This is a genomic window from Pseudomonas sp. AC083, from assembly GCF_979253165.1.
On record NZ_CEEDDH010000007.1, the window covers coordinates 126,575 to 145,798 of the forward strand.

Annotated in this window: 15 protein-coding genes; 1 reads left to right on the plus strand and 14 read right to left on the minus strand. The window is 61.7% G+C overall.

What is annotated here, in order from left to right:
• Window positions 1-7: 7 nt before the first annotated feature.
• The 4 genes from urtD to urtA form a co-directional block, all read right to left on the minus strand.
• On the minus strand, window positions 8-877 hold the full coding sequence (urtD, locus tag AC0IXA_RS13145) for an urea ABC transporter ATP-binding protein UrtD (RefSeq protein WP_016771888.1): 870 nt from the start codon (window positions 875-877) through the stop codon (window positions 8-10).
• Window positions 874-1,953: an urea ABC transporter permease subunit UrtC gene (gene urtC / locus AC0IXA_RS13150; RefSeq protein WP_122751722.1), complete on the minus strand. Its 1,080-nt coding sequence runs from the start codon at window positions 1,951-1,953 to the stop codon at window positions 874-876. The genes urtD and urtC overlap by 4 nt, the downstream gene beginning before the upstream one ends.
• Entirely contained in the window at window positions 1,953-3,455 is a 1,503-nt protein-coding gene (urtB, locus tag AC0IXA_RS13155; protein WP_217864479.1) for an urea ABC transporter permease subunit UrtB, read from the minus strand. Before urtB ends, urtC begins: the two co-directional genes overlap by 1 nt.
• A gap of 229 nt (window positions 3,456-3,684) precedes the next feature.
• On the minus strand, window positions 3,685-4,950 hold the full coding sequence (gene urtA / locus AC0IXA_RS13160) for an urea ABC transporter substrate-binding protein (protein WP_016771886.1): 1,266 nt from the start codon (window positions 4,948-4,950) through the stop codon (window positions 3,685-3,687).
• Window positions 4,951-5,250: 300 nt separating this feature from the next.
• Here urtA and AC0IXA_RS13165 point away from each other — a divergent pair, with 300 nt between their 5' ends.
• Window positions 5,251-10,059 (plus strand): DUF4329 domain-containing protein, encoded by a 4,809-nt coding sequence (locus tag AC0IXA_RS13165; protein ID WP_471813352.1) that lies wholly within the window; start codon window positions 5,251-5,253, stop codon window positions 10,057-10,059.
• Between the two features lie 46 nt (window positions 10,060-10,105).
• Here AC0IXA_RS13165 and AC0IXA_RS13170 read toward each other — a convergent pair whose 3' ends face one another.
• From AC0IXA_RS13170 to cbiE, 10 genes are all read right to left on the minus strand, one after another.
• Window positions 10,106-11,479 carry a PepSY-associated TM helix domain-containing protein gene (locus tag AC0IXA_RS13170; RefSeq protein ID WP_471813354.1) on the minus strand — a complete coding sequence of 458 codons (1,374 nt, stop codon included), beginning with the start codon at window positions 11,477-11,479 and terminating at the stop codon, window positions 10,106-10,108.
• Window positions 11,480-11,629: 150 nt separating this feature from the next.
• Complete coding sequence (locus AC0IXA_RS13175; RefSeq protein ID WP_471813356.1) at window positions 11,630-13,750, minus strand: TonB-dependent copper receptor; 2,121 nt, start codon at window positions 13,748-13,750, stop codon at window positions 11,630-11,632.
• Window positions 13,751-13,834: 84 nt separating this feature from the next.
• Entirely contained in the window at window positions 13,835-14,281 is a 447-nt protein-coding gene (locus AC0IXA_RS13180) for a DUF2946 domain-containing protein (protein ID WP_471813358.1), read from the minus strand.
• 21 nt (window positions 14,282-14,302) lie between these two features.
• Window positions 14,303-14,782 (minus strand): copper chaperone PCu(A)C, encoded by a 480-nt coding sequence (locus tag AC0IXA_RS13185; protein ID WP_471813360.1) that lies wholly within the window; start codon window positions 14,780-14,782, stop codon window positions 14,303-14,305.
• Window positions 14,783-14,830: 48 nt separating this feature from the next.
• On the minus strand, window positions 14,831-15,229 hold the full coding sequence (locus AC0IXA_RS13190; protein WP_471813362.1) for a DUF2946 domain-containing protein: 399 nt from the start codon (window positions 15,227-15,229) through the stop codon (window positions 14,831-14,833).
• 98 nt (window positions 15,230-15,327) lie between these two features.
• Window positions 15,328-15,618 carry an addiction module antidote protein gene (locus tag AC0IXA_RS13195; protein ID WP_007914567.1) on the minus strand — a complete coding sequence of 97 codons (291 nt, stop codon included), beginning with the start codon at window positions 15,616-15,618 and terminating at the stop codon, window positions 15,328-15,330.
• 3 nt (window positions 15,619-15,621) lie between these two features.
• Window positions 15,622-15,924 (minus strand): type II toxin-antitoxin system RelE/ParE family toxin, encoded by a 303-nt coding sequence (locus tag AC0IXA_RS13200; RefSeq protein ID WP_122606498.1) that lies wholly within the window; start codon window positions 15,922-15,924, stop codon window positions 15,622-15,624.
• Window positions 15,925-16,082: 158 nt separating this feature from the next.
• Window positions 16,083-16,811 (minus strand): cobalt-precorrin-6A reductase, encoded by a 729-nt coding sequence (locus tag AC0IXA_RS13205; RefSeq protein ID WP_471813365.1) that lies wholly within the window; start codon window positions 16,809-16,811, stop codon window positions 16,083-16,085.
• Window positions 16,808-17,905 carry a cobalt-precorrin-5B (C(1))-methyltransferase gene (locus tag AC0IXA_RS13210; RefSeq protein ID WP_471813367.1) on the minus strand — a complete coding sequence of 366 codons (1,098 nt, stop codon included), beginning with the start codon at window positions 17,903-17,905 and terminating at the stop codon, window positions 16,808-16,810. The genes AC0IXA_RS13205 and AC0IXA_RS13210 overlap by 4 nt, the downstream gene beginning before the upstream one ends.
• Window positions 17,898-19,109, minus strand: a complete 1,212-nt coding sequence (gene cbiE, locus AC0IXA_RS13215; protein WP_471813369.1) for a precorrin-6y C5,15-methyltransferase (decarboxylating) subunit CbiE — start codon at window positions 19,107-19,109, stop codon at window positions 17,898-17,900. The genes AC0IXA_RS13210 and cbiE overlap by 8 nt, the downstream gene beginning before the upstream one ends.
• Between the last annotated feature and the right edge of the window lie 115 nt (window positions 19,110-19,224).

The window sequence follows — 19,224 nt, forward strand, 5'->3', positions numbered from 1 at the left end:
TAGGTCTTCAGCGGCCGAGGTAGACCTCGATCACCCGCTCGTTTTCCTGCACTTGCTCAAGCGAGCCTTCCGCCAGCACGCTGCCCTGATGCAGCACCGTGACGTGGTCGGCAATCGAGCCGACAAAGCCCATGTCGTGCTCGACCACCATCAGCGAATGCTTGCCGGCCAGCGATTTGAACAGCTCAGCGGTGAACTCGGTTTCGGCGTCGGTCATGCCCGCCACCGGTTCGTCGAGCAGGAGCAATTGCGGGTCCTGCATCAGCAACATGCCGATCTCGAGAAACTGCTTCTGGCCGTGGGACAACAGCCCGGCCTGGCGATTGACCGAGGTGGTCAGGCGAATCGTCTCGAGCACTTCGCTGATGCGATCCTTCTGCTCGCCACTCAGGCGCGCACGCAAACTCGCCCACACCGACTTGTCGGTCTTCTGCGCCAGCTCCAGGTTTTCGAACACGCTCAAGGCTTCGAACACCGTCGGCTTCTGGAATTTGCGGCCGATGCCGGACTGGGCAATCTGCACTTCGCTCATCTGCGTCAGGTCCAGGGTTTCACCGAACCAGGCCTTGCCGTGGCTGGGCCGGGTCTTGCCGGTGATCACGTCCATCAGCGTGGTCTTGCCCGCGCCGTTGGGGCCGATGATGCAGCGCAGTTCGCCGACGCCGATGTACAGGTTGAGATTGTTCAGCGCACGGAAGCCGTCGAAGCTGACGCTGATGTCTTCCAAAGTCAGGATCGTGCCGTGACGCGTATCGAGGCCCGGGCCGACGCGCTGGCCGAGGCCGATCGAGTCGCGGCTGGTACCTTCGTCCTTGTTCGGTTCCACGGGGAAAAACGCCGGCTCCAGCATGAATTCAGCACTCGCTGTGACTCTCATTGTTCACCTCGTTTCTTCAGCAGACCGATCACGCCCTTGGGCAGGTACAACGTCACGACGATGAACAGCGCGCCGAGGAAGAACAGCCAGTATTCCGGGAAGGCCACGGTGAACCAGCTCTTCATGCCGTTGACCACGCCGGCGCCGAGCAGCGGCCCGATCAGCGTGCCGCGCCCGCCAAGGGCGACCCACACCGCCGCTTCGATCGAGTTGGTCGGCGACATTTCGCTGGGGTTGATGATGCCGACCTGCGGGACATAAAGCGCTCCGGCGAGACCGCACAACACCGCACTCAGCACCCAGACGAACAGCTTGAAACCGCGCGGGTCGTAGCCGCAGAACATCAAACGGTTTTCCGCATCGCGCAACGCCGTCAGCACTCGGCCGAACTTGCTCTGCGCCAGGCGCCAGCCGATGAACAGGCTCGCCACCAGCAGCAACACCGTGGCCAGAAACAGCACCGCGCGGGTGCCCGGTTCGGTGATGCCGAAACCGAGGATCGTGCGGAAATTGGTGAAGCCGTTGTTGCCGCCAAACCCGGTCTCGTTGCGGAAAAACAGGAGCATGCCGGCGAAGGTCAGCGCCTGGGTCATGATCGAGAAATACACGCCCTTGATCCGCGAACGGAAGGCGAAAAAACCGAACACCAGCGCCAGCAGACCCGGCGCCAGCACCACCAGACACATGGCCCAGATAAAGCTGCTGGTGCCGGTCCAGTACCAGGGCAATTCGCTCCACGACAGGAAAGTCATGAACGCTGGCAAGCCATCGCCGGCGGCCTGACGCATCAGGTACATGCCCATCGCGTACCCGCCGAGGGCGAAGAACAGACCGTGGCCCAGCGACAGCAGGCCGGCGTAACCCCAGACCAGATCCAGCGCCAGAGCAACGATGGCGTAGCAGAGGATTTTGCCGACCAGGGTCAGCGTGTAGGCCGAGACGTGCAGGGCATTGTCTGGCGACAACAACGAGAGCAGCGGCAGAACGATCAGCAGCGCGAGGATCACCCCGCCGACCGCGAGCGTGACTTTCGGCCCGGCCTTTTGTGTGGCCGTGACTAACAGAGGCTGGTTCATCAGTCGATCACCCGTCCTTTCAGTGCGAAGAGGCCTTGCGGACGTTTCTGAATGAACAGAATGATCAGCGCGAGGATCAGGATCTTGCCGAGCACCGCACCGATCTGCGGTTCGAGAATCTTGTTGGCGATGCCCAGGCCAAATGCGGCGAGCACGCTACCGGCCAGTTGGCCGACGCCGCCGAGCACCACCACCAGGAACGAGTCGATGATGTAGCTCTGGCCAAGGTCGGGACCGACGTTGCCGATCTGGCTCAGCGCCACGCCGCCCAGCCCGGCGATGCCCGAGCCGAGACCGAAGGCGAGCATGTCCACGCGCCCGGTTGGCACGCCGCAGCAGGCGGCCATGTTGCGGTTCTGGGTAACGGCGCGAACGTTGAGGCCGAGGCGGGTCTTGTTCAGCAGCAGCCAGGTCAGCACCACCACGAACAATGCGAAAGCGATGATGACGATGCGGTTGTACGGCAGCACCAGATTGGGCAGCACTTGAATACCGCCGGACAGCCACGCCGGGTTGGCCACTTCAACGTTCTGCGCACCGAACACCAGCCGCACCAGCTGGATCAGCATCAGGCTGATGCCCCAGGTCGCGAGCAGGGTTTCCAGCGGCCGACCATAGAGATGGCGAATAACCGTGCGCTCCAGCGCCATGCCAATGGCGGCGGTGACGAAGAACGCCACTGGCAGCGCGATCAGCGGATAGAACTCGATGGCCTGCGGCGCGTAACGCTGGAACATCAACTGCACGACATAGGTCGAGTAGGCGCCGAGCATCAGCATCTCGCCGTGGGCCATGTTGATCACCCCGAGCAGGCCGAAGGTGATCGCCAGGCCGAGGGCGGCGAGCAGCAGAATCGAGCCCAGCGACATGCCGCTGAAGGCCTGGCCGAGCACTTCGCCGATCAGCAATTTGCGCTTGACCTGAGCGAGGCTGGTTTCAGCGGCGGTGCGCACACCGGCATCGCTTTCCACGCCCGGTTCGAGCAAACCTTCCAGGCGCGTGCGTGCCAGCGGATCGCCGGTTTCACCGAGCAACCGCACCGCTGCAAGGCGCACCGCCGGGTCGCTGTCGACCAGTTGCAGGTTGGCCAGCGCGAGGCTCAGGGCCGCGTGGACGCTTGGGTCTTTTTCCCCAGCCAGTTGCTGGTCGAGAAACTTCAGCTGCGCGGGTTTCGCGCTTTTCTGCAATTGCTGTGCGGCGCTCAGACGGATTTTGCCGTCAGCAGCGAGCAATTGATGGCTGGCCATCGCGGTGTCGATCAGACCCCGCAGGCGATTGTTCAGGCGCAGGGTTTTCGCTTGGCCGTCGATCGTCAGCTCGCCTTGCTGCAGGGCGTTGAGCAATTCGATACGCGCCGGATCGGGCTGCGCGGCCCAGGCTTCCAGCAGTTTGGCCTGTTGCATCGGGTTGGCCGCGACGAAGTCTTCGGCGTCGCCGGCGTGAGCGAGCATCGGCAGCAACAGTGCGATGGCGAGAAGCAAGCGGTGTATGGCAGTGGGCATTGGTGGTGTCCTGTTCAACCGCCCCCTCACCCTAACCCTCTCCCGGAGGGAGAGGGGACTGACCGAGGTGTCTGGGCGATGTGCTGCGACCTGCGAATTCGAGTCGAGCTCAGGCTTTGAAAAGCATGAAGATCGACTCCCTTTCCCCCTCTCCCTGAGGGAGAGGGCTGGGCGGGCGGCGTTCCGGTGAGGGGGAAAACTCAAGCCCGCCTCAAAGGTTGAATTCGCCTCAGTTGCTCTTCACCGCATAATCCGGCTTCTTGTCGTTGCCCTGAATATACGGGCTCCATGGTTGCGCGCGGATCGGGCCTTCGGTCTGCCACACGACGTTGAACTGACCGTCGCTCTGGATTTCGCCGATCATCACGGGCTTGTGCAGGTGGTGATTGGTCTTGTCCATGGTCAACGTGTAACCGGACGGCGCAGCAAAGGTCTGCCCGGCCAGCGCTTCGCGAACCTTGTCGACGTCAGTGGATTTGGCTTTCTCGACCGCCTGCGCCCACATGTGGATGCCGACGTAGGTGGCTTCCATCGGGTCGTTGGTCACCGCTTTATCGGCGCCCGGCAGATTGTGTTTCTTCGCATAGGCTTTCCAGTCCGCGACGAATTTCTTGTTCGCAGGATTTTCCACCGACTCGAAGTAGTTCCACGCCGCGAGGTTGCCCACCAGCGGTTTGGTGTCGATGCCGCGCAGTTCTTCTTCACCGACCGAGAACGCCACCACCGGTACATCGGTGGCTTTCAGGCCCTGGTTGGCCAGCTCTTTGTAGAACGGCACGTTGGAGTCGCCGTTGACGGTGGAAATGACGGCAGTCTTGCCGCCGGCGGAGAATTTTTTGATGTTGGCAACGATGGTCTGGTAATCGCTGTGACCGAACGGCGTGTAGACCTCTTCGATGTCCTTGTCGGCCACGCCTTTGGAATGCAGGAACGCGCGCAGGATCTTGTTGGTGGTGCGCGGGTAGACGTAGTCGGTGCCGAGCAGGAAGTAGCGCTTGGCGCTGCCGCCTTCTTCGCTCATCAGGTATTCAACGGCGGGGATCGCTTGCTGGTTCGGCGCGGCGCCGGTGTAGAAGACGTTCGGCGACATCTCTTCGCCTTCGTACTGCACCGGGTAGAACAGCAGGCCATTGAGCTCTTCGAACACCGGCAATACCGATTTACGCGACACCGAGGTCCAGCAGCCGAACACCACCGCGACCTTGTCCTGGGTCAGCAGCTGTCGGCCCTTTTCGGCGAACAGCGGCCAGTTGGAAGCGGGGTCGACCACCACCGGCTCGAGCATCTTGCCGTTCACACCGCCCTTGGCGTTGATCTCGTCGATGGTCATCAGCGCCATGTCCTTGAGCGACGTTTCGGAGATCGCCATGGTGCCGGACAACGAATGCAGAATCCCGACCTTGATGGTCTCGGCGGCCTGGACAGTCCAGGTCATGCCCATCGCGGCAATGGATGCCGTGAGTGTGAAAGCCTTGATCAAACTGCGACGCTTCATTGTGCGATCTCCATGAACATTCGATTTTTTCTGGTTGGCAGATGCGGACGACTGAAGGTGTGTTTTGCAAAGGCTGTGCCCGGTCGCGTTCAGGCAAGAAAATGTCGTGCCAGAGCGCTTGCGCGCTGTGGGCGTGCACCAGGAGGGGACGGTAGTCGGGCGATGGTGCGTCCAGTTGCGCCAGATTGGGGCGCAGCTGTCGCGCAGATGCGGATACAGAAACGATAAACATGTACCACAGCAGGTGAAAACCGACGGCCCACACTCACGCGCTCATCCCGATTCTCTGCGCAGGTTTTTATGAGTCATGTCTCAGGCCGATCCGGTCGTACCGCAAGTTCTTCAGCAACGTTCAAGCTGCCGCCACTGAGCCCGGCCTTTCTGACTGAAGAGGACGCCGCCTATTGGGTGCACACGCGGATTCCACTGAACCCGGACAAAGAGTACGGCAGCGTGATCCTGCTGCGTCCGGACGGGAAATTGCTCGCCACTTCACCCATCGCCGGGCAAGCCACGGGTTTTGACTTCGGCACAATTGTGCAGACCGATGTCCTTGGCGGCATGCTTCATCCGCTGGGCTACCGGTGCGTCGCCAGCGTTCACAGCCATCCGCCGATCCATGCCGAGTTCCGCAATGGCAATCGGCGTCAGGATGAAACGCTGCTCCGGCTGTTCATGAGTTTCTATTCAGGCGGCGATTTCATTGGCGATGTGTCGGCGCGGGATTTTTTCCGCAGCGCTTACCTTTCAGGCCCGGATGGCAGCTTGCTCAAATACGTCTCGAGCGGCTCGCCCGAGGAGCGCGACTACTTTCTCTGGCAGCAGTCAGGCGGGCCGTCGGGCCATCCGGCGGGGGCCTATGACGTGATGGCGGTGATCAACAAGCTGGCGACCGTGGGTGAGCTCAAAGTCATTGTTTCGAATGCCGACTGGGGCTACTCGGTGGGGCGCGTACCCGCGGACTGGAGGGTCGGCGCGTCGTTCTCCGCGGGTGCGGTCACCGAACTGCCGCTGATGACCCGTGTATGCGTCAATGCCGAACGCGCCGTGCTGGCCGCGTTGAAATCAAGAGGCGCGCAGACGACAGGCCTGATCTTGAAAAAACTGACCGGCGAGGAGTATGTCGCCATCCATGCGCGCCCGGCCGGACTGGCGGCATGGGATCCTGAGCGAATATTTCCGGTTGATGCCCAGGGGCAATTGCAGCTGCCCAGGGGTTATTTGCTGGAGGGCTTTTACTTCGCCTCGCGGCCCGACCCTGCACAGTTTCCGCCCGCTCAGCCGTGGCTCTACGAGAACTTCTTCACGCCCCGAGAGATCGCCGTCGCTATCGAAGCGAATGCCCGCAGCCAACATCTGGCGCAAGCAGGGCGTGCGTTGTCGCTGTACATGCGGGCGCAGGATCATGCGATGTTGAAGTACCGCTTCAGCGGCGATTCGATCGAAGCGGCACTGAGCGTTACGCAGTCGGACGGCACGGTCAGTGACAATGGTGTGCAGGCAAGGCTATTGGCCGGCACACTGGATACCTGCGCATTTGTTTCGATGCTGGTACTGGCCGGGACCCTGGAGGTCGTGCGCGGCAGTGCGTTGTGGGCGCATCTGGGGCCGGTGGATCTGCAATGGCAGCCCTTCGCCAATTTCCCCTGGCCGCGATTGAGCCGGGCTTTTCTGGCGGCCGATGATGCGGTTCGCCATGCCCATGAGCTCGTGGGCATTCGCCGTGATCAGCAGTACGCGGGGTATGTTTTTCAGCGTAGCGACAAGCGTTTCGTGGTGACCGAACCCTTGCCCGGGGATATCGATACGCTCAGCCAGGGGCGGCTTTATCCTCTGGACAATCACGGTCGGCCGGTGTTTCCAGACGACCACACCATGCATGCGCGTTATGTCGCTCACGTTGCGCTTTCGCAACTTGACCCGGTGCATATCCGGTATCTGCGCTGGACCCGTGCCGAGGCTCTGCTGGACGTGCAGATGCTCAACGTTGACGAGCTGCGGCAGACCCTGGTCGACGGGATCGCTCTGTATTGCTCTGGTGCCGGTGACAGCCTGATCAGGTTCCAGCCCTACACCACCATCGTCGCCAGGGAGCTGGCCAGACGCCTCGGCACTGGCAAGCACCCGGGCGAGCTTGCCAGTGCGCTGCGCAACGGCACTGAACGGCCACAGGCCTTTGTGCGTGAACAGGCGCAGGCCGGCGTCTTGTTCAACCTGATCGATCACGCACTGTGGGGCTATCGCGGGCAAATCGGCGCTGACTGGAGCCTGCCAGTAGCGCCAGTGGCTGAACCAGGCGAGTCGGAGCCGCCGCTGCCGACGTTACCGAAACCGTCATTGCCAGATCTCTCTTTGCAGCCATATCCGCCAACGCAAGTGCCTGCGCCTGGCGCCACGACAATGCCGTGGAAGCGTCCTGCGAGGATTTTCTTTGGTGCGGTGTTTTCCTCGGCGGACGAGGCAGCACTGAGTCAATCCAGTACTGACGTGCATTTGCACGACGAGAAGAAAACCTGGTTCGGCTTCATTCTCAAGCACGTGGAGCGGGAGGAATACATCGCCAGCGAGCTGATACCCGTCAGCGATAGCGGCACTAATCTGTTTCGTCAGGAGTCGGTGTTCAGTTCCAGCAGGACAGCTCCCTGGTATCAGTACCCGGATGGCTTCGACCTGCATGCCGTGTATTACATGCACCAGCGAATCGGGGAAACCTTGCGCCATCCCCAGGACTGGCTCGCGCATTACTTCGTCACGCCAGAGACGCTGACCGTTGCCATGTATCTCTCCGAGCGGCGCCCGGTCGTCGCCACTGGCCGCCACAGAACTTTGTATATCGCCACTGGTGATGGTGCTCTGCTCAGGTATGTGTTCAACAGCTCCAGCAAGTTGTTCTACAACGACAGCTCGCAGACGACGCTGCAAACGCTCAAGGACGATCTCGCTGCGCAAAGGCTGTTGCCATCCGACTTCGTGCACACCGTGGTCGACAGTGGTCAACTTGACGTGCTGCGTACGAGTCTGTGCTGGGACCGGCCGGGTTTGGTCAAGAAAACCTGGCAGCCTTACGCAAATCTGCAGCGACGCGCCCTGGGGCCGGTTTTTCACAGTGCCGACGATGCGGCGGTGCATGCCCGATCGCTGTTGCCGCAGAGCACCGACAAGCTCTATGGCGGTGTCATTCTGAAACGCTCCGACGGCCTCTACGTCGCTACCTTGCCGATTGAAGTGACACGCGAAAATTTCGACAGTAGCGAGATCATCGCCGACGAGGCTCGCGCTGCCGGACTGTTTCCAGAAAATTGCCGGATCGTTGCGCGTTACCGCTCCAGAGTCCCGAGGGAGCTGTCGGTAGCGTTTTCGGCCATCGACAAACAGATCTACTTGAACATGCTGTCGGTCGACACCTTGTACTCGGCATTCACGCGCAAGCCTGTGGTCTGGGATGAATACCTGTTTGCGCCGGACGGTGCGACGATTCGCTATCAGCCTGGGTTGTGGGAGCGTCTGCGCGCCGATCTGTCGATTGCCCTGACGGCAAGCAATAGCCTGCCCGCATCACTGGATGGCGAGACCATCAAGCAGCGCCTTTACAGCGGTGAATTGAAACCGATCGACTGGATCGACTCGCTCGCCAGAACCGGTTATTTGCAGGTCGTCACCGGCAGTGACCTGTGGGGCCTGCCCCGGCAAGTATCGCGCTGGGTGCCGTTCTCCGCCGATCTGCAGATCGTGACGGATTACAGCAAAGCCGCTACTGCGGCGGTGTGCAGCCCGTTATACCTTCAGGCGGATGCGGCCGCTCGATATGTCCATGAGCTGGCGGTGAGCCGCGATACGCAGACTTTCGGTGTCATCCTGCGCTCGGCCGTCGGTGTGTTTCTTGCCAGTCTGCCGCTGACTGCACAACGGTCTGCGCTGGCGCTGGACCGGATCTTCGAGCACGGGCGACTGCCATCAGGCTTTCTGCTGGATTCGATTTATCTGCGCGCCGTCCTGCCGCCGCTTGGCGCACGATCCACGGATATCCGGCATGTGCTGATCATGCCCAGCGAAGTCCAGCAGGCGTGTCGACGGGCCAGTACGCCACAGGGTTACAAGCCGATCTACTTCTCCTGCGCCGACGGAGCGCTGCTGAGGCTGCAACTGCACGCGTTCGAGCCCGGCACATTCTTCGACCGGTTCGGGCAAGTGGAATTGCGCCCCAACGCTTTTGTGTCAATGGAGCAGGCGGCTATTGATGAACGCAACAACAGCAAGGGCACCTTCAGCCTTGTTGAATACGTAAATCGGATGGCGCGAGCCGGTGACCTGCATGTCATTGAAACCAGCCCCTGCTGGTCTCGCCGTGGTCGGGTCGGGGAGGGCTGGCAACCGGGCCTTGCCGAGATATCTCGTGAGCGCCATTGGCAAAATCATCCGGTTCCGGCGCTGGGACCGATCTTCCAGCATTCCGACGATGCTGCCCGCTATGCCCAGCAACGGACCGACAATGAAATACTCGGTCGGACCGGCTATGAGGGCGCGGTTCTCGGGGAAGAGTCCGGCCAGCGCTTTGTCCCGCTGGAGCCTGTTGCGTGGTTCGCCAACGAGGAAAATCTTCGTCTGCGTCTTTTCCGTACCGCCAAGGACCCTGCGACCGACTGGCGCCGACCTGCACCGCGCTTCCCTGACGGTTATGCCGTCGTGGCCAGTCATCAATTCAGCCTGTCGGGCAATACCTTGCTGGTCGCTGACAACGAACAGATCCGCAGTAATTTCGCCGAACCCGCGCTGGTGTATGCACACACCCACGAGTTGAAAAACCAAGGTTTCGATATTCGTGGGTATTACTACTCCACGCCCGGCCATGAGTTGCTCAAATACACGCCAGTGTACTCAGACGCCGAACGGGATCTGCTGCTGACCCGTTCGGTCGTTTATGAAAACGGGCAATGGGTCAGCCGCCTCACGCCTGGGCAATTTGTCTCGCGACTCCTGCAATTGGGCGAATTTCAGGTGTTGGTGGCAGGCGCGTATTGGCGCCATACCGGGCACCTGGGCAGTGGTTGGCGAACCCGTCGGCAACAGCCGGCGGCCGATGGTGCCGTGCGAATCAGAGATGAGTTGTAATTCGAGTGCCGAGTCGGGCGCGGGCCACTGAGCCCGCGCCACACTATCAGCGCGGTAGATCGACGGTGCGCCGGGCGACTCGTGGCAAGACAAACCGGTCAAGCAACCACACGAACAGCAGCGAAGCCCCCACCAGCGGAAACACCACCGCCAGCACCAGCATGATCGCCACGCCGGTTTTCCACTTCGGCAGATCATGGCGCAGCGGCGGCACACCGAACTTGCCTTCAGGCCGGCGTTTCCACCAGATCACTACACCACTGACGGCGCTGAGCAGAATCATCAGGCAGATCAGCAGCACGACGATCTGGTTGAAGGTGCCGAACATCTTGCCTTCGTGGAGCATCACGCCGATTTCGGTAGCGCGAGCAACGGTGCCGTAATGCTCGAAACGCACATCGGCGAGAACCTTGCCGGTGTACTGATCGATATGCAGGGTGGCGTCGTTGCGTGGGTCATCGGCGAACACGGCAATGGTGAACACGCCGGTGGCGGTGGTCGGCAGGGTGATGCTGTAGCCGGGCTCCACCTTGCGTTCGCTGGCGATGTTTTGCACATCCTGCAGGCTGACTTCGGGTGCAGCGGGACCGGCATGGGCATTGCCGTGATTCATGTGTTCGGCGTGGTCGCCGGACATTGGCATCGGTGTGTTTTCCATCGCCCATGGCACGGTCTGGCGGGTCGCGCTGTTGAGGCTGCGTGCCTCGATGTCGGAAGTCGGCACGTTGTCCCACATTGCGGCTGGAAACACGTTCCACACCTGCGCGTATTGCTTGCCCCAGAAACCGGTCCAGGTCATGCCGCTGAGCAACATCACCAGCAGCAATGTTGCGCCCCAGAACCCCGTGACCGCATGCAGATCGCGCCACAACAGCCGACCGCGACTGCTCAGGCGCGGCCACAGGATGCCCGCCGCCTGACCACGCGGCCACCACAGAAACAGTCCCGAGACCACCAGCACCACGCCCCAGCCAGCGGCCATTTCGATCAGCCGATCGCCGACCGTGCCGATCATCAATTCGCCGTGGATCGCACGGGCGATGGCTTGCAGATTCTGCTTGGCATCCTGCTCGCCGAGAATGTCACCGTGGTACGGATCGACGAATACGTTGAGTTCGTGACCGGCGTCTTTCACCACGAATTGCGCGCTGCGCTCGGCATTCACCGGCGGCAGGTACTGAGTGACCTGGCCTTGCGGATAGGCAGCTTTCACCCGTTGCAGCAAGTCATCGGCCGGCACCGTGTGGTGCCCGACCGGTACTTCGAGCAGGCTGCTGTACATCAGCGAATCGAGCTGCGGTTTGAACAGATAAATGATCCCGGTCAGGGCCAGCATCACCATGAACGGCGCGACGAACAGCCCGGCATAGAAATGCCAGCGCCAGGCCAGGTTGTAGAAATTGGGTTGAGGCTTTTGCATCACGTGTGCTCCGCTTGGCTTGGTTCTTTTCGTTGTCTGTTACCTGTGGGAGCGAGCCTGCTCGCGAAGGCGTCATGCCAGACGACATCAATATTGAATGCGCCGGCCTCTTCGCGAGCAGGCTCGCTCCCACATGGGTAGGTGTTGGTGTCAGAAACTCATATCCACTTTGGTCCAGAGCGTGCGCCCCGGTTCATTAATTGCCTGTGGGTCATTGGCCGGGTAACCGAACCCGGCGTTGCCAGCCAGATTCAGGTGCTCGGCGTAGGCTTTGCCGAACAGGTTGTCGACACCGCTGCTGACCTTCCAGTGCTGGTTGATGCGGTACGCGCCGTTGAGCGAGAACACGCCGAAGCCCGAGCTCTGGGCGTAATCCTTGCCGACCACGTTGCCCTTGTTCGCGTCGATGCGGTGCTGCGCGGCGACCACTCGCCAGAGTGCGCCGGCGCTCCACTTGGCCTCGCTGTAGGTCAGGCCGAAACGCGCATCCAGCGGCGGCATCTGCGGCAGGGCCGAGCCGTCGCTGCTGTTCTTGCCCCAGGCGTAGGCCAGGGTCGCATCGGCTTGCCAGTTGTCGGTCAGGTTGTAGGCAGCTCCGAGTTCGCCGCCCATGATCCGCGCGTCGATGTTCTCGGCACGCGAAGTGCTCATGCCCATCATTCCCGGCGTGTAGTCGAACAGGATGTAATCGCGTACCACACCGATGTAACCCGAGGCCCAGGCTTCGAGGTCGGCGCTCTTGTAGTTCACGCCGAAGTCGAACTGCGTGGTCTTTTCCGGTTTGATCGAGTCGAACGCATTGACCGATCCTGCCGGGCCGGACTTGGGTGAGAACAACTCCCAGTAATCCGGAAAGCGTTGCGCGTGACCGAGGCCGGCGTAGAGCGTGGTCGGGCTGTCGGCGAGGTCATGCTCGTAACGGATGAAGCCGCTGGGCAGGGTGTCGGCGCGGGTGTCGTCGGCGGTCGGGTTGGGACGGGACATCATCCCCGACCCGGTGGTCTGCCGGTAATCCTTGGCCGAAGCGCGATCCACCCGTGCGCCAGTGATCAGGCGATCACGCTCGGCGGCGTACCAGGTCATTTCGCTGAACACGCCGTAGTTATGGAAATCGGCGTCCTTGCTGTACGGCAGGTCCTTGTAGGTATCGATGCCCATCGCACTGCGCTGACGGTGCTCGTTGGTCTGCGCATCCAGCCCGGTGATCAGTTGAATGTCCGCCCAACGCCAGGTCGCCTTGATTCGCGCGCCGAGGGTGCGTCGGTCGACGTTGGACGCCATCGGTCCCGCCATCATGCCGGTGCCGGAGGGCGTGCGCAGGGTGTAGTTGTCCATCACATGGTCGGCGTAGTTGTAGTAGACCTGCGCTTCGAGTTTTTCCAGCACCTCGCTGATGTTGGATTTCTCGAAGCGCAGGCCGAGGCTTTCACGCAGGAACTGCGAACCGTCCATGCCGCGCCCGGCATACCGCGCCTCGCCGTCGCCCTTGCCGGCGGTGAGCTCGATCAGAGTGTCGGCATCCGGCGTCCAGCCCAGTGCGACATCGCCGTTCCACTTGTCGTAACGCGAGGCGACGATGTCGTTGTTGCCATCGCGGTAATCGTCCGAATGCGCGGTGTTGCCGATCACCCGCACGTAACCCTGAGGGCCGCCGGCAGCCGCGTCGACAACCTTGTCGAAACGGCCGTGGGAGCCAGCCAGGATGCTGGCGTTGACGCGAGTGCCGAGTTCGCCGAAGTTCTCCGGCTCACGGTCGAACAGCACCGTACCGGCCGATGCGCCCGGCCCCCAGAGGACGGTCTGCGGGCCTTTGATCACCGTGAGCTTGTCGTAGGTTTCCGGCGAGATGTACGAGGTCGGCGCGTCCATCCGACCAGGGCAGGCGCCGAGCATCATGCTGCCGTTAGTAAGGATGTTCAGCCGCGAACCAAACATGCCGCGCAGCACCGGATCGCCGTTGGTGCCGCCATTGCGCACCAGAGCGAAGCCGGGAATGGTCTTCAGATAATCGCCACCGTCACTGGCCGGCACTGGTTGGCGCGGATCCCTGGGGTTGGTGACGATCGTCAGTGGTGAGCTCGGGGCGATGGCAGTGATCACCGTCGGGCTCAATTCACTTTCGTGGCTCGCGTGATCATCAGCCAACGCCAGCGGTGTCAGCAGCAGGCCGCAAAGGGCGGCAATCGCGTGCCTGCAACGAATCCGCGATTCATTCAGGGCAAAGTGCGCGCGGGCAGATTCCGCGCAGGGGACAGCAGTAAACCTGGACATGACAATTTCCATCGAACAGTCGTAAACACCACGGCCGGCAGCCTGGAGCTGTCTTCTCAACCGTGTGCAATCAGAGGTGCGTGTTTACGTGGCGATGGGCGGGGCGCGGGTGCGGGCGCCGGGGAAGAAGGGTTGGCGGGCATGGCCCAGACGCGGGGAGGGTGGGGTGAAGGTGTTCGGTGGCGGGATGTTGAAAGCGACGAAATCGCCGCCGCCGGTCAGTGCCGGGCAGTTAAACAGCAGGCTGCAATAGCCGCATTTTTCCCACAGCACGTGATGCGAAGATTGCGGCGGGCAATGCTCGGCCGCAGGCTGGGCTGCATGGCCGCTGTGATCCATGCCGGGCGTGTCCATCGACATGTCCATGCTCATTGGCATCGAGGTCGAGGCGTGTTGATCCATCGGCATCGACTGAGAAATCAGAGGACCGATGAAGATCATCAGCATGGCGAACAGGGCGATCCAGCTGCCACGCGTCAGCGCTTGAGTCTGACGGTGATGCGGGACGGGCCTGGTGCGCAACGGACGCATGGGCGAAGTCAGCCGAAACGGTTACTGAGCGTGGACGTGGCCCTGAGCGGATTCCGGCGCTTTTTTCTGCACGGCAACTTCAACGCTGACGTCACCGGCCTTTTCGAAATGCAGGGTCATCGGGAAGCGCATGCCGTCGCTGAGCAGACTGCGATCGCTCGGGTTGAGCAGCATCACGTGGTAAGCCATCGGCGCGAAGGTCACGGTGCCGCCGGCGGGGATTTCCACGCTTGGCACTTGCTGCATCTTCATCAGATCGCCCTGCATCACGTGCTCGTGCAACTGCGCTTGTGCAGCGATGGGCGAGTTGACGCTGAGCAGGCGATCGGCGCTTTTGCCGGTGTTGTGAATGATGAAGTAGGCGGCGACGGTCGGCGCATTCGGCGGCAGTTCCTGCGACCACGGATGGGCGATTTCCAGCGCACCCGCCTTGTATTCATGGGCATGGGCGAAGCACGCCGGCAACAACAGCGCAGCGAGGACGAAGAGTTTCTTCAACATGGCAGTTCTCCAGAACGATTTGAAACGCGGATTCAGGGCGCGAACCAATCAGACCAGAGGGGATGCACGGGGATTGAGACTCGGCCATTGCTGGCGCGGCGTCGGGGCTTGCAGGGAGGCGGGCGCAACGCTGCGGTTGCTTTCAAATTGCGCGAAATACAGCTGCGGCGAATGCCCCGGCAGCGCCAGCAATGGCGCCCCACCTGAGCAACACCAGCAGTGCTGCATGTTCGAATGGCTGTCGTTCTGCGGGGCCTTCTGATCCGTGGCACCGATGTCGATCGCCACCATCTTCATGCCGCTGCCGGTGCAGAAACTGCTCCAGAGTATCTGCTCGGCCGGTGCACCGCCCGCCTGCGCCATCGCCCCGCTCAGCGGCATGGCGAGCATGTTGAACAGCACTGCAAAGCAGGCGATCCAGGCAAATGCTAACCGGCGTCGGTTCATGGGACAGGTCCGTTGGGTGGGCGATCAGGCGCGGCCCATTTAGCCTGATCAGGGCCGATAAGTAAAAAAGCGTCGTGCGGTTTGGTGTCGCAGTTCATTCACAGCGTTACGGCATGCAATCTCAAACCCAGAGCCTTCATGACTTTCATGATAGTTGCGAATTCGGGATTGCCAGTGCTACTCAGGGCTTTATAAAGACTTTCGCGGCCCAAACCTGCATCCCGCGCCACTTGTGTCATGCCTTGAGCCCGGGCGATGTCATTGAGCGCTGCACGGATAAGGACGCCGTCGCCTTCGTCATCGTCAAAACAGGCATCTAGATATGCCGCCATGTCCTCGGGAGTTTTGAGGTACTCGGCGGCGTCAAAACGGGCGAATTCTTCGGTCATGATTTACTCCTCATTTCCGATGTTATGAGCCATCTGCACGGCGCGTTTGATATCTCTTTTTTGTGTCGATTTATCGCCCCCGATCAGCAGCAGATAAATCACTTCGCCTTTGCGTGTGAAGTACATCCTGTAACCAGGGCCGTAATGAACACGCATTTCATAAACAGTGTCACCGACGAACCCGCAATCGCCGAAGTTGCCATTTTCGGCTGTTTTAATTCTGGAGATGATTCGGCCTTTCCCTTTTATGTCTTTCAAGGAGTCGAGCCATTCGGAAAATATGCGGGATCGTTCAAAAGCGATCATGTTGGGATCGTATTCCTTGGGATACAAGCTGGCAAGCCGCTTTTCTGGCTGTCTGCTTGTTTTGATTAAAGGAACCGAAGTATTGGATTCAGGAGGTAGGGAGGAACAGTCGGCTGCGTCTGTAAAATATGCAGGCCAATTCGCACATAAATTCAATTTTAGGAAATGTCTGACGTCGCCAGGGCTTCAAGGACTTCAGACGCTGATCGAAATTCCCGATCAACCCCCGGCAACCCCGGGCGCTTCAACACCAGCACTGGCACTCTGCGCTCACGCGCCACTTCGAGCTTCGGCTCGGTGGCGGTGCTGCCGCTGTTCTTGCTGATCAGTACATCGATCTGTCGGCGCTCGAATAGCGCTCGCTCGTCTTCCAGCAGAAACGGCCCGCGTGCGCCGATCACTTCGCAGCGTGGGTTGCCGGGATAGACGTCGAGGGCGCGCAGGGTCCAGAACTGGTGGGCGGGGATTTCGTCGAGGTGTTGCAGTGGTTCGCGGCCGAGGGTGAACAGCGGGCGGTGGAACGGTTGCAGCGCTGTGATCAGTTCGGCCCAGTCACTGACCTCGCGCCAGTCATCGCCTGCTTGCGGCTGCCAGGCGGGGCGGCGCAAGGCCCAGCAGGGAATGCCGGCAAGCCGTGCCGCGCGGGCGGCGTTGGCGCTGATTTGTGCGGCGTACGGGTGGGTAGCGTCGAGCAGCAGATCGACACCTTCATCGGCGATGAACTGCGCCAGACCCTCAGCGCCGCCATAGCCGCCGACCCGAACCTGGCAGCGCAAATCGCTCGGCACCCGGCCAACGCCGGCGAGGCTGTAGATATGTTGTGGGCCGAGCGTGCGGGCAATCGCCAGCGCTTCAGTGACACCGCCGAGCAGCAAGATCCGTTTCATGCAAAACCTCCGGCGTGGCCGACAATCCCGCCTTGACGATCAATGGCAAACACCTCGACCTGGACCTGCGCCGGCACTACGCTGCGAGCGAAATTCAGCGCATGGCGACAAACCTCATCTCCCAAAGCAATGCCCGCCGCGCTGGCCATGGCCAAGGCTTGTTGGCTGGTATTGGCTTCGCGAATGCCTTGCTGCAACGCCGGGTCCGCGCCAATCGCCGCCGCCCACTCGGCCAGCTGCGGCAAATCGATGCTCGAATGCCGCGAATGCAGATCCATATGCCCGGCGGCGAGTTTGCTGATCTTGCCGAAGCCGCCGCACAGGCTGAGTTTATCCACAGGTACTTTGCGCAGATGCTTGAGCACCGCGCCGACAAAGTCACCCATCTCGATCAGGGCAATTTCCGGCAGGTCGTAGACCCGGCGCATGGTGTCTTCGCTGGCGTTGCCGGTGCACGCGGCGATGTGCAGATAGCCGTTGGTTTTCGCCACGTCGATGCCCTGATGGATCGAGGCGATGTAGGCGGCGCAGGAAAACGGTCGGACGATGCCGCTGGTACCGAGGATCGACAGGCCGCCAAGAATGCCCAGCCGTGGATTCATGGTTTTCAGCGCCAGTTCTGCGCCGCCCTCGACATTGATCGTGACCTCGAAGCCGCCACCGTAGCCGGTTTCGGCGGCGAGCAAGGTCAGGTGATCGCTGATCATTTTGCGTGGCACCGGATTGATCGCCGGCTCGCCGACGGCCAATACCAGACCTGGTCGGGTCACCATGCCGACGCCGACACCGGCGTTGAAGCGAATTCCCGGTTCGGCTGACAGGCGCACCTGTGAGTAAAGCAGGGCGCCGTGGGTGACATCAGGGTCATCGCCGGCATCCTTGATCGTACCGGCTTCGGCGCCGTCTTCGCTCAGTCGGCAGAACTCCAGGCGCATCTGCACCTGTTTGCCCTTGGGCAAAGTGATGTGCACCGCGTCGGCAGCGATGCCGGTGAGCAACAGGCGCGCAGCGGCGAGGCTGGTGGCGGTGGCGCAGCTGCCGGTGGTGAGGCCGCTGCGCAGGGGCGCGGGTTGTTCGGCGGTTTCGTCACGCATCGAGGGGTTTGACCAGTTCCAGCAGGGTGATCGGCAATGCCTGACGCCAGGTGTCGAACTCGCCAAGCGGTTGCGCCTGGGCGACATGGATGCGCGTCAGCTCACCGCCGTATTGTTCGCGCCAGTGCACCAGGGTGACTTCGCTTTGCAGGGTCACGGCGTTGGCCACCAATCGGCCGCCGGGCTTGAGCCGGTCCCAGCAGGTTTCGAATACACCCTCACGGGTGACGCCGCCGCCGATAAAAACAGCGTCCGGCAGTTCGAGGTTATCCAGCGCTTGCGGCGCCTTGCCACGAATCAGTTGCAGGCCGGGTACGCCCAGCGCATCGCGGTTGTGTTCGATCAATTGCTGACGGCCCTCGTCGGCCTCGACCGCCATGGCACGACAGCTCGGGTGCGCACGCATCCACTCGATGCCGATCGAGCCGCTGCCGGCGCCGACATCCCAGAGCAGTTCGCCGGGTTTCGGCGCCAGGCGGGCGAGGGTGATGGCGCGCACGTCGCGCTTGGTCAACTGGCCATCGTGACGGAACGCCGAATCGGGCAAACCGGCGAGGCGCGACAGGCCGGCAACACCGGAGTCGGCCAGGCACTCGACAGCGACGACATTGAGGTCGGCGACCGCCGCATCGCCCCATTCGCTGGCGCTGCGTTCGATACGTCGTTCGGCGTCGCCGCCCAGACGTTCCAGAACAGTCATGCGACTTGGGCCGAAACCACGTTCGCACAGCAATTGCGCAACGGCGGCCGGGCTGCTGCCGTCATTGCTCAGCAACAACAGACGCACGCCGCTGAACAGGTGTGCATTGAGCGCCGCCAACGGACGCGCCACCAGCGACACAACCGTCACCTCTTGCAACGGCCAGCCCAGGCGCGCCGCCGCCAATGCGCAGGACGAAGGCGCGGGAATGATCGCCATCTCGGCGCTCGGCACCTGACGCGCCAAGCTGGCACCGACGCCGTAGAACATCGGATCACCGCTGGCCAGCACGCAGACCGGCTCGCCACGCGACTCGAGCACCGGCGCGAGGGAAAACGGACTCGGCCACAATTGCCGCTCGCCGCCGATGCACGGCGGCAGCAGGTCCAGCTGACGCTGGCCGCCGACGATCCGCGAAGCGCCCAGCAGAGCACGCCGGGCGTTCTTGCCCAGGCCCTTGAAGCCGTCTTCACCGATTCCCACGATCGTCAGCCAGGGTGACATCTATATTCCTCAAACGTGGCGTTCCGACGGGCAGACTTTTCATGCCGCCGGACAAAGCAGGCATAATACCGCGCCTTCGCCCGCGAAGCGCCTCTGCCACGCAACCGGTCAGCCC

Coding starts and splice junctions, on each gene's coding strand:
- urtD (WP_016771888.1), bottom strand. CDS start 877: ATGAGAGTCACAGCGAGTGCTGAATTCATGCTGGAGCCGGCGTTTTTC.
- urtC (WP_122751722.1), bottom strand. CDS start 1,953: ATGAACCAGCCTCTGTTAGTCACGGCCACACAAAAGGCCGGGCCGAAA.
- urtB (WP_217864479.1), bottom strand. CDS start 3,455: ATGCCCACTGCCATACACCGCTTGCTTCTCGCCATCGCACTGTTGCTG.
- urtA (WP_016771886.1), bottom strand. CDS start 4,950: ATGAAGCGTCGCAGTTTGATCAAGGCTTTCACACTCACGGCATCCATT.
- AC0IXA_RS13165 (WP_471813352.1), top strand. CDS start 5,251: ATGAGTCATGTCTCAGGCCGATCCGGTCGTACCGCAAGTTCTTCAGCA.
- AC0IXA_RS13170 (WP_471813354.1), bottom strand. CDS start 11,479: ATGCAAAAGCCTCAACCCAATTTCTACAACCTGGCCTGGCGCTGGCAT.
- AC0IXA_RS13175 (WP_471813356.1), bottom strand. CDS start 13,750: ATGTCCAGGTTTACTGCTGTCCCCTGCGCGGAATCTGCCCGCGCGCAC.
- AC0IXA_RS13180 (WP_471813358.1), bottom strand. CDS start 14,281: ATGCGTCCGTTGCGCACCAGGCCCGTCCCGCATCACCGTCAGACTCAA.
- AC0IXA_RS13185 (WP_471813360.1), bottom strand. CDS start 14,782: ATGTTGAAGAAACTCTTCGTCCTCGCTGCGCTGTTGTTGCCGGCGTGC.
- AC0IXA_RS13190 (WP_471813362.1), bottom strand. CDS start 15,229: ATGAACCGACGCCGGTTAGCATTTGCCTGGATCGCCTGCTTTGCAGTG.
- AC0IXA_RS13195 (WP_007914567.1), bottom strand. CDS start 15,618: ATGACCGAAGAATTCGCCCGTTTTGACGCCGCCGAGTACCTCAAAACT.
- AC0IXA_RS13200 (WP_122606498.1), bottom strand. CDS start 15,924: ATGATCGCTTTTGAACGATCCCGCATATTTTCCGAATGGCTCGACTCC.
- AC0IXA_RS13205 (WP_471813365.1), bottom strand. CDS start 16,811: ATGAAACGGATCTTGCTGCTCGGCGGTGTCACTGAAGCGCTGGCGATT.
- AC0IXA_RS13210 (WP_471813367.1), bottom strand. CDS start 17,905: ATGCGTGACGAAACCGCCGAACAACCCGCGCCCCTGCGCAGCGGCCTC.
- cbiE (WP_471813369.1), bottom strand. CDS start 19,109: ATGTCACCCTGGCTGACGATCGTGGGAATCGGTGAAGACGGCTTCAAG.